At 42.3% G+C, this 16,850-nt stretch carries 10 protein-coding genes and 1 tRNA gene; 10 read left to right on the forward strand and 1 reads right to left on the reverse strand.

Features of this window, described 5'->3' with window-relative positions; translation table 11 throughout:
• The first annotated feature begins 375 nt into the window (after positions 1 to 375).
• The 10 genes from BTV98_RS00005 (at position 376) to BTV98_RS00050 (ending at position 14,056) form a co-directional block, all read left to right on the forward strand.
• Positions 376 to 451: transfer RNA gene (locus BTV98_RS00005), tRNA-Trp, on the forward strand.
• A 51-nt stretch (positions 452 to 502) separates the two neighbouring features.
• Entirely contained in the window at positions 503 to 991 is a 489-nt protein-coding gene (gene secE, locus BTV98_RS00010; protein ID WP_058369536.1) for a preprotein translocase subunit SecE, read from the forward strand.
• A gap of 59 nt (positions 992 to 1,050) precedes the next feature.
• A complete protein-coding gene (nusG, locus tag BTV98_RS00015) occupies positions 1,051 to 1,581 on the forward strand; it encodes a transcription termination/antitermination protein NusG (RefSeq protein WP_075102695.1) in 531 nt (176 codons plus the stop codon).
• Between the two features lie 92 nt (positions 1,582 to 1,673).
• Positions 1,674 to 2,105: a 50S ribosomal protein L11 gene (gene rplK, locus BTV98_RS00020; RefSeq protein ID WP_058369535.1), complete on the forward strand. Its 432-nt coding sequence runs from the start codon at positions 1,674 to 1,676 to the stop codon at positions 2,103 to 2,105.
• On the forward strand, positions 2,105 to 2,806 hold the full coding sequence (rplA, locus tag BTV98_RS00025; RefSeq protein ID WP_058369534.1) for a 50S ribosomal protein L1: 702 nt from the start codon (positions 2,105 to 2,107) through the stop codon (positions 2,804 to 2,806). The genes rplK and rplA overlap by 1 nt, the downstream gene beginning before the upstream one ends.
• A gap of 379 nt (positions 2,807 to 3,185) precedes the next feature.
• On the forward strand, positions 3,186 to 3,713 hold the full coding sequence (gene rplJ / locus BTV98_RS00030; protein ID WP_058369533.1) for a 50S ribosomal protein L10: 528 nt from the start codon (positions 3,186 to 3,188) through the stop codon (positions 3,711 to 3,713).
• A 126-nt stretch (positions 3,714 to 3,839) separates the two neighbouring features.
• The gene (rplL, locus tag BTV98_RS00035) at positions 3,840 to 4,214 is read left to right on the forward strand and encodes a 50S ribosomal protein L7/L12 (protein ID WP_058369532.1); all 375 of its coding nucleotides are present in this window, start codon (positions 3,840 to 3,842) and stop codon (positions 4,212 to 4,214) included.
• Between the two features lie 647 nt (positions 4,215 to 4,861).
• Positions 4,862 to 8,968, forward strand: a complete 4,107-nt coding sequence (gene rpoB, locus BTV98_RS00040) for a DNA-directed RNA polymerase subunit beta (protein WP_058369531.1) — start codon at positions 4,862 to 4,864, stop codon at positions 8,966 to 8,968.
• Between the two features lie 169 nt (positions 8,969 to 9,137).
• On the forward strand, positions 9,138 to 13,358 hold the full coding sequence (rpoC, locus tag BTV98_RS00045; RefSeq protein ID WP_058369530.1) for a DNA-directed RNA polymerase subunit beta': 4,221 nt from the start codon (positions 9,138 to 9,140) through the stop codon (positions 13,356 to 13,358).
• Positions 13,359 to 13,528: 170 nt separating this feature from the next.
• A complete protein-coding gene (locus BTV98_RS00050; protein WP_058369529.1) occupies positions 13,529 to 14,056 on the forward strand; it encodes a DUF6586 family protein in 528 nt (175 codons plus the stop codon).
• Between the two features lie 161 nt (positions 14,057 to 14,217).
• Here the strand turns inward: BTV98_RS00050 and BTV98_RS00055 are convergent, their stop codons facing one another.
• Positions 14,218 to 16,830, reverse strand: a complete 2,613-nt coding sequence (locus BTV98_RS00055; protein ID WP_075102696.1) for a penicillin-binding protein 1A — start codon at positions 16,828 to 16,830, stop codon at positions 14,218 to 14,220.
• Between the last annotated feature and the right edge of the window lie 20 nt (positions 16,831 to 16,850).

The raw sequence follows: 16,850 nt of genomic DNA on the forward strand, positions 1-16,850 counted from the left end.
CGGCCGTACTGTAGGTGCTGGTGTTGTTGCTAGCGTAAACGACTAAGAGTCATTCATTCAGCTAAGACGGCTGTTTGCTATGAATTCGTTGAAAAGCCATCCTGATTTAGGGTGGCTTTTTTTATTATTGAATTCTGTATTGTTATAATTGATACACCCTAATAATAGCAAGATAATTATTGAATGGTTTCTATCGGTATTAAAGAGCAATTTAATTGACAGTAAGTTAATAAATCTATTTCGTTATTTGATTTTATGGCGTTATGAAGCTGTTTTATCAATAAACGCTTATTTCTTGAATTAAAATAACAAAATTTCATCTTAGAACTTGCATTCTAATAAAAATCTTGTATAATTATCAGCCTTAACACCCATAGGCGATTGGCTCAATTGGTAGAGCATCGGTCTCCAAAACCGAGGGTTGTAGGTTCGAGTCCTACATCGCCTGCCATCTTATTATCACATCTTTGTTATACCTCACCATCTCCGAAGCGAGTTCTTTATGAGCAACAATCAAGATAACCTCGAGACTAAGTTATCTGATGCCAAGGCGACGGCTAGCGGAATGCTGACTAAAGGTAAACATGTCTCAGCAGGTAATAAAACAACAGCTGTTGAGGTTGCTAAGACAGGTTCCATCAAAGATTTGATTTTGTGGCTTCTTGCCGCAGTAGCATTAATTGGTGCGACTTTAGTCAACCAATATTTACCTGGTTATTGGCAGCCCGCTAATGACGTTTGGGTCCGTATCGGAATTATTGCCGCGCTTGTTGTATTTGCGTTAGTGTGTTTGATATTAACCCATCAGGGACGTGCATTCAAAATATTGTTAAAAGATGCAGTAGTTGAATTGCGCCGTGTTACATGGCCAGGTAAAGACGAAACCTTTCAATACACATGGCAAGTGATTGTCGTGATTGCGATTGTTGGGTTTTTTATTTGGTTGTTGGATAACTTTTTCAATTGGTTTGTCGGTATTTTTATCGGTTAATAAGAGCGTATTAGTTTCTTTTAACCCAAACTTTTACTCATAGCGATTAGGAGCGTGATATGCGTTGGTATATTGTCCAAGCGTTTTCAGGATATGAAAAACAAGTACAACGCTCATTAATCGAGCGTATTAATCGTAGTGATTTCGCAGAGAACTTCGGTGACGTATTGGTTCCTACCGAAGAAGTCGTCGAGATGAAAGATGGAAAAAAACGCAAAAGTGAGCGTAAGTTTTTCCCAGGATATGTACTGATTCAGATGGAAATGAACGACAATACTTGGCATATTGTCAAAGAGTGCCCGCGTATTATGGGCTTTGTTGGTGGTACGCCTGAGACACCTGCACCGATTACGCAAGTAGAAGCTGATCGTATTTTGAATCGTTTGAACCAAACTGAAACCAATCCACGTCCAAAAACTTTATTTGAGCCAGGTGAAGAATTATTGGTCATCGACGGACCATTTACTGACTTTAAAGGCTTGGTAGAAAAAGTAGATTACGAAAAGTCTAAGCTACAGCTAACTGTAAACGTATTTAATCGACCGACTCAGGTTGAGCTTGAGTTTAGTAAAGTTGAAAAACTAGACTAAACATAAATAAACCGGGAAGCTTTAATCATTATCTCGTTATTTTGTTAATATTTGGTATTGATTGAGCGCTATTACCCATTTAGGAGAAAATCATGGCTAAGAAGATTGATGGTTACATCAAACTGCAAGTGCCTGCAGGTAAAGCAAACCCTTCACCACCAATTGGTCCAGCATTGGGTCAAAAGGGTGTGAACATTATGGCGTTCTGTAAAGAGTTCAACGCGGCAACCTCAAACCAAGAGCCAGGTCTGCCGATTCCAACTGAAATTACAGTATATAACGACAAGTCTTTTACCTTCATTATGAAGTCGCCACCAGCTGCGTTTTTACTACGTAAAGCTGCTGGTATCGCTAAAGGCTCAGGTACCCCTAATACTGCTAAAGTCGGTAAAGTTGATCGTGCGCAGCTCGAAGAGATTGTTAAGACTAAAGATGCAGATTTGACTGCTGCTGATCTTGATGCTGCGGTTCGTACCATTGCTGGTACCGCTCGTTCAATGGGTATTACCGTGGAGGGTGTATAATGTCTAAGTTAACCAAACGTCAAAAAGAAATTCAAAGCCGTATCGATAATGAAAAACAATATACTATCGAAGAAGCGGTACAAATCTTAAATGATTTGCCAGCGTTAAAGTTTAAAGAATCTATCGATATCGCAGTAAACTTAGGTGTTGATCCACGTAAATCTGATCAAGTAGTACGTGGTGCAACTAACCTACCTGCTGGTACTGGTAAAACCAAACGCGTTGCTGTATTTGCTCAAGGCGCTGCTGCTGAAGCCGCTAAAGAAGCTGGTGCTGACATCGTTGGTTTTGAAGACCTAGCAGAACAGATCAAAGCCGGTAACATGGATTTTGACGTCGTTATCGCGGCTCCTGATGCTATGCGCGTTGTTGGTCAATTAGGTACCATCCTAGGTCCACGCGGTCTAATGCCTAACCCAAAAGTCGGTACGGTAACGCCAAACGTTGCTGAAGCAGTGACAAACGCTAAGGCGGGTCAAGCACAGTACCGTGTTGATAAAGCAGGTATTATTCATACGACTATTGGTCAGGTTGGTTTTACTGCTGAGCAAATTATGCAAAATGCTCAAGCTTTATTATCTGACCTAAAACGCGCTAAACCTGCTACATCTAAAGGTACTTTCATTAAGAAAATTACCTTGTCTAGTACTATGGGCCCAGGTCTTACAATTGATCCTGTTCCTTATCGCGTTGCTAAGTAAGTACTATTTCATAAATTTGAGTAATTAGTACCAATCATTTTAAAGAATTAGGTCAGCGTAGCAGTCGCTACGCTGTCTAAGACCGTAGGTAGAGAGCAGTTTAAAAGTACTCATTGCTGATTTTTTAAATCATTATTGTAACCGATAAGCTGCTTTTGTTAATCGATGACAGATGAAAATCTTAATTGTCCTACGCAGACGGTGACCCACCCAGTTGTTGATAAGAGCCGATAGGGCAACCTATTACTTGATGTCATTCTGATAACGGTGCCGTAATCAGTCGTTATGAGTAAACTCTATTTTTAGGATTTATGAATAACGTGTCGTATCAAGTCAATCTTAGCATCAACGAGATTGATAAGATTAAAGGAGTCAACTTATGGCATTAACGCTAGAACAAAAACAACAAGTTGTGGCTGAAGTGTCTGAAGTTGCTGCTAATGCTTACTCAGCAGTAGCTGCCGAATATCACGGTATTGGTGTTGCAAAGCTTACTCAGCTGCGCCAGCAAGCTCGTGAAAAAGGCGTCGTTTTAAAAGTGGTAAAAAATACCCTAGCAAAACGCGCTTTTGAAGGCACTAAGTTTGAGAGCATGTCAGACCGTATGACTGGTCCACTACTTTTGGCTTTCTCTATGGAAGACTTGGGATCTGCAGCTAGAGTCGTTTTCGACTTTAGTAAAGAGAACAAAGCTTTAGAGACCAAATTGGTATCAGTCGGTGGTGAAGTTTATGGTCCAGAAGAGCTAGAGCGCGTATCGAAGCTGCCAACTCGCGACGAAGCAATCTCTATCTTGATGGCTACTATGAATGCACCAGTGACCAAGCTTGTCCAGACTATGAACGCTGTTCCTGGCAAGTTCGTTCGCACTGTAGCGGCAATCAAAGACGCAAAAGAAGCTGCTTAATTGCTTGTTTTAACGTAACTTTGACATCGCTGATTGTACTTTATTGCCATACCTATTTTGAAATTTGGCAAGCAGTCAGATCGATATTGAAATCAATTAAATTTTATCAGATAACGGAGAGTTCTCATGGCACTATCTAAAGAAGATGTGTTAAACGCAATCGCTGAAATGTCAGTAATGGATATCGTTGAGTTAATCAGCGACATGGAAGAGAAATTCGGCGTAACTGCTGCTGTAGCTGCTGCTGCACCTGCTGCTGCTGCTGAAGGTGGCGCTGCTGCTGAAGAAAAAGACGAATTTGACGTTGTTCTTGCTAGCTTTGGTGAGAAGAAAGTTGGCGTAATTAAAGCCGTTCGTGAAGCGACTGGCCTTGGTCTAAAAGAAGCGAAAGATTTAGTTGAGAGTGCTCCAGCTCCAATTAAAGAAGGCGCATCTAAAGATGAAGCTGAAGAGTTGAAAAAGAAACTTGAAGAAGCTGGCGCTACTGTTGAACTAAAATAAGTTCAACGCGTTACGAAAAAAAGCTGGTGATGCCTTGCATCATCAGCTTTTTTTTATTATAATTCGTAGCTTGACCTTTTGTGTCTGCCAATATACGTACGCATTAATGCGGTGGATACCTATCAAAAGGACACACGATATACATGTACGCAAACACGCCAGTTTTTGAAGTTAGTTAACGTAAGCTAAATGTCGTTAGACGTTTGGCATTTTTTTGTGCTTGTATACTTTCCTTTTATCACTAGTATTTATATTAATCCTAATTTTAATTCTAAATAGTCTAGCATGGTTTACTACCGGTAGGTGGCTTGTAGACGGTAAGTATTAACGACGATACGTTTCATGTCATATATGTTTAATATAGCTTAAAGATAAATGCTGGCATATCTATAAGATTGGCTATTGAAATCTTAAGTAAAAGCGCCCATATACTCGTGTTAATGTATTGAATCTATTACATTATTTTTCGTCATAATGGTTGTGTCTTAATTAGGTTAAGCAACTGCTCTGTTAGAAATATCAATCTATAGAGAGCAGTTTGAGTAAGAGTTTTATTTTATTATCGTTTACGTCGCTAAGTCTGCATAGTATTTATGCAAGTTGGCCTCGCTTTTCATTTGTTTTCACGTCTACTGTAAGGACTCTCGATGGCATATTCTTATACTGAAAAAAAGCGTATTCGCAAAAGTTTTGCTGAATTGCCCACTGTGATGGACATTCCATACTTACTGTCTATCCAAGTAGATTCTTACGAGCAATTTTTGCAAGAGCATAAAAAGCCAAAAGCTCGTGAGAATACTGGTTTGCAAGCTGCGTATTCCTCTATTTTCCCTATCGAAAGTCACTCTGGTAATGCAGAGTTACAATTCGTTGAGTATTACTTAGGTACGCCTGAGTTTGATGAGCGTGAATGTATTTTACGTGGTTCAACCTTTGCAGCCCCAATGCGTGTCAAGATCCGTCTAATCATCAAGGATAAAGACAGCAAAGATAAAGATAGCAAAGCGGCTATCAAAGATATTCGTGAGCAAAGCGTCTATATGGGCGAGATGCCTTTAATGACAGATAATGGTACTTTTATTATTAACGGTACTGAACGAGTTATTGTGTCTCAGTTACATCGCTCACCTGGTGTGTTCTTTGATCATGATAAAGGTAAATCACATTCAAGCGGTAAAGTACTCTATAACGCCCGTATTATTCCTTATCGTGGTTCGTGGCTTGACTTTGAGTTTGATGCAAAAGATTTAGTTTTTGCACGTATTGATCGTCGTCGTAAGCTACTCGCTTCTATTATTCTACGTGCATTAGGTTTAAGTACTGCTGAAATCTTAGATATATTCTTTGATAAAGTTAAAGTTTACAAAGGTGAAGAGCAATTTGAGATTGATCTGGTCGCTGATCGCCTGCGCGGTGAAATGGCACAGTTCGATATCGTATCGCCTGAAGGTGATGTGTTAGTAGAGCAGGGTAAACGTATTAACGCTCGCCGTATTCGTCAACTTGAAGAAGCAGGTATGACCAAAATTGCTGTACCTGATGAATACTTATATGAGCGTATCTTAGCTGAAGATATTGTCATTGATGATGAAGTGGTTGCTCATGCTAATACACCAATTGATCATGAATTATTGGTTAAATTGAGCGCTACTGATGTTAAAGAAATCAGTATCTTGTTTACCAATGATATTGATCAAGGTAGTTATATCGCGGATACGCTACGTGCTGATAGTACCTCGACTCGTGAAGAAGCGCTTATCGAAATCTATAAAGTGATGCGTCCAGGTGAGCCACCAACAGTTGAAACTGCTGAAAAACTGTTTGAAAGCATGTTCTTCAATGCGGATCGTTATGACTTGTCAAACGTTGGTCGTATGAAGTTCAACCGTCGTCTGGGGTTAGAGTTTGAAGATACTGATGATGCTGATACTCAACGCGCTCGTAGTGTTTTGACCAATGATGATATTGTTAATGTATTAAAAGAGCTGATTGAGATCCGTAACGGTCGCGGTGAAGTTGATGATATCGATCATTTAGGTAACCGCCGTATCCGTTCAGTGGGTGAAATGGCAGAAAACCAGTTCCGTGTTGGTTTGGTTCGTGTTGAGCGTGCAGTTAAAGAGCGTTTAAGTTCAGCTGAGTCTGATAACTTATCACCACAAGATTTGATCAACTCAAAACCAGTTGCTGCTGCGGTCAAAGAGTTCTTTGGTTCAAGCCAGTTATCACAGTTTATGGATCAAAACAATCCATTGTCTGAAGTGACGCATAAACGCCGTGTATCAGCATTAGGACCAGGTGGTCTGACGCGTGAACGTGCAGGTTTTGAAGTACGTGACGTACATGATACGCATTATGGTCGTGTTTGTCCGATTGAGACACCTGAAGGTCCAAACATTGGTCTTATCAACTCATTAGCGACCTTTGCTAAAACCAACAGCTTTGGCTTCTTAGAGACGCCTTATCGCCGTGTGGTGGATGGTAAAGTAACAGACGTTATTGAGTATTTATCAGCGATTGAAGAAGTAGGTACTGTGATTGCACAGGCTGACTCACCAGTGACTGAAGATGGTGCGTTGTCTGATGAGATGGTCAGTGTGCGTAGCTATGGTGAATTCGTGCGTATGCCGCCAGAAAAAGTGACGCATATGGATGTGTCGCCAAGTCAGGTCGTATCGGTCGCTGCTGGTTTGATTCCGTTCCTAGAGCATGATGATGCTAACCGTGCCTTGATGGGCTCAAACATGCAGCGTCAGGCAGTTCCTACGCTACGTGCTGATAAGCCGTTAGTAGGTACTGGTATGGAGCGTCACGTTGCACGTGATTCTGGTGTTTGTGTGATCGCCAAGCGTGGCGGTGTAATCGAAGACGTGGATGCTTCTCGTATCGTAGTACGTGTCAATGAGGACGAGATGACTGCTGGTGAAGCGGGTATCGATATCTATAACTTGATCAAATACACGCGCTCTAACCAGAACACCTGTATTAACCAACGCATCATTGTCAATCAAGGCGATGAAATTGCTTTGGGTGATATCTTGGCTGATGGTCCGTCAACGGATCTTGGTGAGTTGGCTCTAGGCCAGAACATCCGTATCGCCTTTATGCCGTGGAATGGTTATAACTTTGAGGATTCAATCTTACTATCTGAAAAAGTCGTTAAAGAAGATCGTTTTACTACGATTCATATTCAAGAATTGACTTGTGTGGCACGTGATACCAAGCTTGGAACAGAAGAGATTACTGCTGATATTCCAAACGTAGGTGAGGCCGCTTTATCAAGTTTAGATGAAGCAGGTATTGTCTATATCGGTGCTGAAGTTGACGCAGGCGATATCCTAGTTGGTAAAGTCACACCAAAAGGTGAGACGCAGCTGACACCAGAAGAGAAGCTACTACGGGCTATCTTTGGTGAGAAAGCGGCTGATGTAAAAGATACGTCACTGCGTGTCCCAACATCAAGTAAAGGGACTGTCATCGATGTCCAAGTCTTTACCCGCGATGGCGTTGAAAAAGATGCACGCGCAAGAGCGATTGAAAAATCGCAGCTTGACAGCTACCGTAAAGATTTGAAAGAAGAGCTGCGTATTTTTGAAGAAGCCGCTCGTGGTCGTATTGGTAATCTATTAGATGGCCAAAAAGTCAGCGGCGGTGCTGGTCTAAAAGCTGGTACGGTTATGGCATTGGCTGATATGAAAGATATGAGCCTTGAGACTTTGCTTGATATTCAGCCAGTTGAAGAAGAAATCTCTGAGCGTCTAACGCAAATCGCTGATTACTTAGTTGATAAGCAAAAAGACATCGATGTGAAGTTTGCAGAGAAAAAACGCAAACTAACCGCAGGTGATGATCTACAACATGGCGTACAGAAAATTGTTAAAGTATATTTAGCAGTTAAACGCCGTATTCAGCCTGGTGATAAAATGGCTGGCCGTCACGGTAACAAAGGTGTGGTATCACGCATCATGCCAGTGGAAGATATGCCGTATGATGAACATGGCAATACCGTTGACATCGTATTGAACCCGCTTGGTGTACCATCGCGTATGAACATCGGTCAGGTACTAGAAACACACTTGGGTATGGCAGCGAAAGGCTTAGGTGATAAAATTGATGGTATGCTTAAAGCGCAAGCAGCCATGGCTGATTTACGTGATTTCTTAGACCAAATCTATAATAAGGTTGGTGGTGAAGGTGTTGATCTTGATAGCTTATCTGATGAAGATATCATGACACTAGCGGGTAATTTGCGTGAAGGTGTACCGATGGGTACAGCAGTCTTTGACGGTGCTCATGAGCATCAAGTCAAAGACTTACTTGAGCTTGCTGGTTTGTCAAGAGATGGTCAGCAAACGCTATATGATGGTCGTACAGGTCAGAAGTTTGATCGTAAAGTGACAGTCGGTTATATGTATATGCTCAAACTTAACCACTTGGTTGACGATAAGATGCATGCACGTTCAACGGGTTCTTACTCACTAGTGACTCAGCAGCCATTAGGTGGTAAAGCTCAGTTTGGTGGTCAGCGCTTCGGTGAGATGGAAGTATGGGCACTAGAAGCATATGGCGCGACTTATACGCTGCAAGAGATGCTAACAGTGAAGTCAGATGATGTTGAAGGCCGTACACGCATGTATAAAAATATCGTTGATGGTGAACAGTATATGGATCCAGGTATGCCTGAATCGTTTAACGTACTAACCAAAGAAATCAAATCACTAGGTCTTAATATTGAGTTAAAAGAGACCCACTAAGTTTAAAAGTTTTATCGATTTTAACCTTAGGTGTCACACTAAAGGCAGCACGCCACATTGCTGCTGCTTTTAGTCATTTATCTCAACCCCATTCATTGCCTTCATTCATCTTATCCGCCTTACGTTGTATAACGCGGTCAGATGATTATAAAGATAACGGAGAAGCAACTTGAAAGATTTACTCGATATTATGCAAAGCCCTACCGCTAGCGGTAATCGTGAGTTTGATAGCATTCAAATTACCTTAGCGTCGCCTGATGTTATTAAATCATGGTCGCATGGTGAAGTTAAAAAGCCTGAAACGATTAACTATCGTACGTTCAAGCCTGAGCGTGATGGTCTATTCTGTGCCAAAATTTTTGGTCCAGTAAAAGATTTTGAGTGCCTATGTGGTAAATACAAACGCCGTAAGTTTCAAGGCGTAATTTGTGAGAAATGTGGTGTTGAAGTCACTACCGCTAAAGTCCGTCGTGATCGCATGGGTCATATTGATCTGGCGAGTCCGGTCGCGCATATTTGGTTCTTAAAATCATTACCAAGCCGTATTGGTCTATTATTAGACATGACGCTACGTGACATCGAGCGCGTATTGTATTTTGAAAGCTACATCGTAACCGAGCCTGGTCTAACTAGCTTAGAGAAATATCAGCTGCTTGATGATGAAGACTACTATAAAGCCTTGGAAGAGTTTGGTGATGAGTTTGTCGCCAAGATGGGTGCGGAAGCAGTACAAGACTTATTAAAAGACATTGATCTAGATCTAGAGATTGATGAGCTGCGTGAAGCTATTCCACAGACAGGCTCTGAGACTAAACTTAAAAAAATGTCTAAGCGTCTTAAATTATTAGAAGCATTCCGTGATTCTAATAACAAGCCTGAGTGGATGGTAATGAATATCTTACCAGTACTACCACCAGATTTGCGCCCGCTAGTACCACTAGAAGGTGGACGTTTTGCGACTTCAGATCTAAATGATTTGTATCGCCGCGTTATCAACCGTAATAACCGTCTAAAGCGCCTGTTAGAGTTAAGTGCACCTGATATTATCGTACGTAACGAAAAGCGTATGTTGCAAGAGTCAGTCGATGCCTTGCTTGATAACGGTCGCCGTGGTCGTGCGATTACCGGTAGTAATAAGCGCCCATTAAAATCTTTGGCTGATATGATCAAAGGTAAGCAAGGTCGTTTCCGTCAAAACTTACTAGGTAAGCGTGTCGATTACTCTGGTCGTTCGGTTATCGTAGTAGGTCCAACGTTACGTCTGCATCAGTGTGGTTTGCCTAAGAAAATGGCGCTTGAGCTATTCAAGCCATTTACTTACTCAAAATTATTGTCACACGGTATGGCTACCACGATTAAAGCGGCCAAAAAGATGGTCGAGCGTGAAGAGCCACAAGTTTGGGATATGCTGGCCATGGTAATCCGTGAGCATCCAGTACTATTGAACCGTGCGCCAACGCTTCACCGTTTGGGTCTACAAGCGTTCGAGCCGGTACTTATTGAAGGTAAAGCTATTCAGCTGCACCCGCTAGTCTGTACCGCGTTTAACGCTGACTTTGATGGTGACCAAATGGCCGTACACGTGCCATTAACGCTAGAAGCACAACTTGAATCACGCGCGCTAATGATGTCGACCAACAACATCTTATCACCTGCAAACGGTGATCCAATTATTGTACCGTCGCAAGACGTTGTACTTGGTTTATATTACATTAGTCGCTCGTCAGTGAACGCCAAAGGCGAAGGCATGGTTTTTGCCACTGTCAATGAAGCCTTACGTGCGATTGGTTCAAACGACTTACACGTGAACGCAAAAATCAAAGTGCGTGTGACTGAAACGCATGTTGATGACGAAGGCAATCATACTAAAGAGACAAGCTTAAAGGACACAGTTGCTGGTCGTTTGCTGATTTGGAATATCATGCCACAAGGTATGACATTTGAAGAGTGCAATCAGGAAATGACGAAGAAAAACATCTCGCGTCTGATTAACTCTTGCTATCGTAAGATGGGTGTAAAAGACAGCGTCATGTTCGCTGACCAATTGATGTATTTAGGTTTTGCGCAAGCAACCCTATCTGGCGTATCGATTGGTTTGGATGATATGGTCATTCCACCAAGTAAAAAGCAGATCATTGAAACAGCTGAGGCAGAAGTACGCGAGATTGAAGATCAGTTTGAGCAAGGCTTTGTGACTGCTGGTGAGCGTTATAACAAAGTGGTTGATATTTGGTCACGTACTAACGACAAAGTCGCCAAAGCGATGATGGATAACTTAGCCACTGATAAAGTCATGAATGCTCAGGGTGAGGAAGAAGAGCAAAAATCTTTCAACTCAATCTACATCATGTCAGATTCAGGTGCTCGTGGTAGTGCAGCACAGATTCGTCAGCTTGCTGGTATGCGTGGTTTGATGGCAAAACCAGATGGTTCAATCATCGAGACGCCAATTAAAGCCAACTTCCGCGAAGGCTTGACTGTACTTCAGTACTTTATCTCGACTCACGGTGCGCGTAAGGGTCTAGCGGATACTGCACTAAAAACAGCTAACTCAGGTTATTTGACTCGTCGTTTGGTCGATGTTGCGCAAGATTTGGTTATTACTACTGATGACTGTGGTACTGAGCAAGGTCTGCTCATGACCCCGCATATTCAAGGTGGTGAGATCATCGAAAAACTTGGCGATCTTGTATTAGGTCGTGTGACAGCACGTGATGTTACGTATAACAATGATGAAACGAAAGTATTGGTTCCAGCTGGTACTTTGATCGATGAGCAGTGGGTCAATATTCTTGATGAAAACGCAATTGACGATATTTGGGTACGCTCAGTAATTACTTGTGATGTCGCTCATGGTGTTTGCTCGCAGTGTTATGGTCGTGATCTTGCTCGCGGTCATAAAGTTAATATCGGTGAGTCAGTGGGTGTCATGGCGGCGCAGTCTATCGGTGAGCCTGGTACTCAGTTAACTATGCGTACTTTCCACGTGGGCGGTGCAGCGAGCTCAGCATCAGTAGATAACAGCATCTCTGTACGTAATGCTGGTCAAGCGCATTTCGAAAACATGAAGACGGTTGAACATACTGACGGTCACTTAGTTATCGTATCTCGTTCAGCTGAAATCGCTATTACTGATGATTTAGGTCGTGAGCGTGAGCGTTATAAAGTGCCTTACGGTTCAAGCGTATTGGTTAAAAACGAAGAGCAAGTTGAAGGTGGTCAGACGATCGCTAAGTGGGACCCACATACGCATCCAATTATCACAGAATTCGCGGGTACAGCACGCTTTAGTGATATCATTGATGGTAGTACAGCGACAGTAAAAGTCGATGATGCTACAGGTATGAGCTCGTTTGAAATTCTAGCTACTCGTGATCGTTCAAGTACGGCAAAAGATTTACGTCCTGCCATCATTTTGAACACTGATGAAGGTAAAGAAGTGGTTTACTTCTTACCTGCTGAAACCATCATCCGTGTCAGCGATGGCGAAAAAGTTGCAGCGGGTTCGATCTTAGGTCGCGTACCACAAGCGACTTCAGGTACCAAAGATATTACCGGTGGTCTACCTCGTGTGGCTGACTTGTTTGAAGCTCGCCGTCCGAAAGATCATGCCATCATGGCAGAGATGACAGGTGTCGTCAGCTTTGGTAAAGAGACCAAAGGTAAAAACCGCTTTATTATTACCAATGAAGACGGTGAGGTACATGAAGAGCTTATCCCTAAATGGCGTCAAATCAACGTCTTTGAAAATGAGACAGTAGCACGTGGTGAGATCATCGCTGACGGTCCACAAAACCCACACGATATCTTACGTTTAAAAGGCCAAACGGCACTTGCTAACTATATCGTTAACGAAGTACAAGATGTTTACCGCTTGCAAGGTGTGAAGATTAACGATAAGCATATCGAAGTTATTATTCGCCAAATGCTACGTAAAGTTGAGATTACTGATGGCGGGGATTCAAGCCATTTCAAAGGTGATCAAGCTGAATACGCGGATCTTATAGCGTTGAACGCGAAGCTAGAAGCTGAAGGTAAATTCCCAGTACAGTATGAGCGCCAACTGCTTGGTATTACTAAAGCAAGTCTTGCGACTGAAAGCTTCATCTCAGCGGCGTCGTTCCAGGAGACCACTCGTGTACTAACTGCTGCTGCCGTCACTGGTAAAGTAGATGAGTTACGTGGTCTAAAAGAAAACGTGGTTGTTGGTCGTTTGATTCCTGCAGGTACGGGTCTTGCGTATCATAAAACACGCAAAGAGAAAGCAGAACAAGCGCTGCAGGACAATGATATCAATGCCGCATTTGATATGCCTGTTAGTGATAGTAAAGACTTTGCTAGTTTTGACGAGGCCTTTGCACAAGAGCTTAATCAAGATAGCCAATCTTAATTATAAATGCTTGATATATCTTTATAATCAACGTAAAAAAGCCAGCCATGTTGCTGGCTTTTTTATGGGCAAAAAATAAAAACTAATGGTGGTATTAACCAATAAAATAGTACACTGCTAAAAGCGACTTTGTGAGGCGCTTCTATTTTATTATTTATGAGGATAATCTTATGGCAGGTAAAGGGCGCGTTGCCAAATACCAAGCTGATCGAACCAATCAAAAGCTGTATTTTTGTCGTCTAGCTTGTCAGGCAGCGGGCGATAGCAGTGACAAACAGTTGTATCAAGCCCATTGTGAGACTGCTATTTTTCACTTATACGGTACGTTTTTAGCATTTATGCAAGAGCTTGCACAATTTTATAGTTTGGATATGACAGCACCAACTCTAGAAAGTATTGAACAAGCACTCAAAGAGCGCACTCAAATATCACCAGAGGTACAGCGTCTAAAGCAATTGCAGCAGCAAGGGTTTTTGGCAAATGTAGAGCGCGCTTATCAACGTTGCTTGTATGCAGTATTACCTGATCAAGTTACTATCAAAGACGCCAATGACTCGCAGCGACAGCCAAGTGATCTCATAGTGAATGTAGTCACATTATCGAATCAGTGGCTACCCGATGAGGCAACTATACGTGAATGGCGGCAACAGTTTTTAGAACTGATCGAGCAACTGCGTGCAGGTATGGTAGAGTTTTAGCGTATATTATCAAAACTAAGATGATAAGCCTTTGCAAGTTGAACTATTGGCGGGCTTTCTAAAAGGGTTTAACATTTAGATTTTTAATTCTAAAGAGCTTGTTCAACAGATATTGGACAAGCTCTTTAGTGCTGTCGTTATTAGCGAGAAGTACAACCAATTTATTCTGGCATAGGGGGCATGCGCTCTGCTGGCGTTACTGACAGTGGGTTTTGGGGAACGCTGTCATTATCCTCGTTGTTTTCCTCATTAGGTTCGGGAGCTTTACGCTGCTGCGGCTTAGGTGTCACTGGTTTGGCAACATTACTAACGTAATCGTTTTCCTCATCAGGATCGACGATGCCACTATCAGTCATCTCTAAAATACGCTGTTGCTGCTTTTTTGATTTTGCACGGTTATTAACCGAAACCCATTGATACGGCTGGTCTTTTAATTGCTCTCTCATAAAGTCCATCCATACTGGTAACGCTGCTACGCCTCCATATTCACGGCGCCCAAGTGTGGATGGTTGATCAAAGCCTATCCAAACCACAGTCGCACTGGTTGGATGAAAACCTGCAAACCAGGCATCTTTGGCTTCATTAGTAGTACCAGTTTTACCACCGATATCGCTACGACCTAGAGCTTTTGCACGTACCGCTGTACCGCGTTGTACGACATCGCGCAAAATATCAGCCATCTCAAAAGCAACCCTTGGCTTTAAGATGCGTGGAGCTTGGCTTGCATGTAAGTATTGTACTGCAGGTGCCTTTAGACGATCTGCTTGAGGACTGGCGTCATAGACACTTAAGTTATTAGCATCGTCTGCTTGTTTGGTTTCTTCTTCCAAATCCTCACCAGTTATTGATTCATCGCTAGATTCAATCTCTGTATTTTCATCTTCAGTTGACTGGTTATACTCTTCAATCAGTTTGGCATTAAGGCTTTCAACTTGTGCATTAAAGCACAGTGCGCAAGCTTGTTGCGGATTTGCTTGAAACAATAACTTATTGTCATAATTGTAGATTTGTTCAATAAAATAAGGTTGAATACGATGGCCGCCATTGGCGAAAGTGGCATACGCAGTGGCCATTTGTAACGGTGTCGCCTGTCCAGTACCAAGCGCTAGTGATAGGGTGGTTGGTAGCTTTTCTTTGTCCAGTCCAAACTGATCTAGCAAATTACGCGCATCCGAGATGCCAATAGCTTGTAGCAAACGAATAGAGACTAAGTTGCGTGATAGATATAGACCTCGGCGTAAAGTAATGTCACCTAAAAAACGTTGGTCAGAGTTTTTTGGTTTCCATTCACCTACTTGGATAGGACGATCTGAGACAATACTATCTGAGCGATAGCCTTTTTCTAGAGCAGCTGTATAGACCAATGGCTTAATCGTTGAACCTGGTTGACGCCAGCCCTGCAGGGCACGATTAAACTTACTGTGATTAAAATCAAAACCGCCAACTAAAGCTTCAACAGCTCCTGTATCAGGATTTAATGAAACCAAACTGCCTTGTACTTCTGGTATTTGTGCCAGTTTCCAACCACCGCTATTGGTTGGCATGAGGCGAATAATATCATCTTTATTTACAATTTGTTGAGCGTTACTTGGGTAATAACCAAAACGATCCGCTGAAAAATATTTACGTGCCCAGCTCATGCCCGACCAGTTGACCGTAACGTTTTCACCAGATGGCATTAATGCTTCAAAGCTACGTGAGTTAACTTTGGTGACTTTAGCTGGGTACATTCCGCCATAACGTCGAAAGTCCTCTAAAGGTTCATCATTCGCTTCTGCGCCGCGCCAGCCATGGCGATGATCGTAGGCTATTAGACCTTTTGATACAGCTGCTTCAGCCGCTTGCTGTGATTTACTATCAACAGTAAGACGAACGCGCCAGCCTCCATTAATAACTTGTTCACCATAACGATTAACTAAAGCATACCGAGTCATCTCTGCCAAGTAAGGCATATTGACATCAAGCTTTTCTTGATAAAGTTTTAGACCAATAGGGGCGTTTATTGCTTCACTATGCTCAGCATCACTGATATAACCAAGCTCATGCATGCGCCCAATGATCCAGTTACGGCGGGTAAGTGCACGGTCAGGGTTGGCAACCGGGTTATACTTTGAGGGTGCTTTAGGTAGGCCTGCTAGCATAGCCATTTCAGCAGTGGTCAGATTTTCTAGCGACTTGCTATAGTATTTTTTGGCTGCTGCACGAATACCGTAAGCTCCTTCTCCAAGATAAATCTTGTTGACATACAGTGTCAAAATATCGTTTTTACTCAGCTCATCTTCCATTTTACGCGCTAAAAACAGTTCGGTTAATTTTCTGTTTAAAGTACGCTCAGGACTCAAAAAATAATTTTTGGCGACCTGCATGGTAATAGTAGATCCACCTGTCTGACCTTCATCATCAGTGACCGCTTCGGTAACAGCGCGACCAAGACCCTTAATACTAATACCACTATGTTGAAAGAACGAAGAGTCTTCTGCAGCTAAGAATGCATTGGTCAAATCTTTAGGAATTTCTTCAAAGGTAACTGGCAATGATAAGCGATTGCCGTATTGGCCAATAAGCTTGTCGTCGCTGCTATATATCTGCAGGGGCATCTCAAGGCTGGCTGTTTTTATTTCTTGTGTGCTGGGTAAGGTTGGCGACAAATACATAGCCATACCGTAGAAGCCAATTGGCACAGTTAATGCAAGGATAACTGCAAGTGCTAGACAGGCAATAACAATCCCCACCAAAAAGTGAACGAGGCGAGCAGTAGCGTTTCTTTTGGTCATAATTAGGCTTATCAAATAAA

The sequence above is a fragment of the Psychrobacter sp. Cmf 22.2 genome (assembly GCF_001921745.1).
Taxonomy (GTDB): domain Bacteria; phylum Pseudomonadota; class Gammaproteobacteria; order Pseudomonadales; family Moraxellaceae; genus Psychrobacter.

What these genes read in the sequence shown, in the direction of transcription:
- secE (WP_058369536.1), top strand. Translation starts at nt 503, where the DNA reads ATGAGCAACAATCAAGATAACCTCGAGACTAAGTTATCTGATGCCAAG.
- nusG (WP_075102695.1), top strand. Translation starts at nt 1,051, where the DNA reads ATGCGTTGGTATATTGTCCAAGCGTTTTCAGGATATGAAAAACAAGTA.
- rplK (WP_058369535.1), top strand. Translation starts at nt 1,674, where the DNA reads ATGGCTAAGAAGATTGATGGTTACATCAAACTGCAAGTGCCTGCAGGT.
- rplA (WP_058369534.1), top strand. Translation starts at nt 2,105, where the DNA reads ATGTCTAAGTTAACCAAACGTCAAAAAGAAATTCAAAGCCGTATCGAT.
- rplJ (WP_058369533.1), top strand. Translation starts at nt 3,186, where the DNA reads ATGGCATTAACGCTAGAACAAAAACAACAAGTTGTGGCTGAAGTGTCT.
- rplL (WP_058369532.1), top strand. Translation starts at nt 3,840, where the DNA reads ATGGCACTATCTAAAGAAGATGTGTTAAACGCAATCGCTGAAATGTCA.
- rpoB (WP_058369531.1), top strand. Translation starts at nt 4,862, where the DNA reads ATGGCATATTCTTATACTGAAAAAAAGCGTATTCGCAAAAGTTTTGCT.
- BTV98_RS00050 (WP_058369529.1), top strand. Translation starts at nt 13,529, where the DNA reads ATGGCAGGTAAAGGGCGCGTTGCCAAATACCAAGCTGATCGAACCAAT.
- BTV98_RS00055 (WP_075102696.1), bottom strand. Translation starts at nt 16,830, where the DNA reads ATGACCAAAAGAAACGCTACTGCTCGCCTCGTTCACTTTTTGGTGGGG.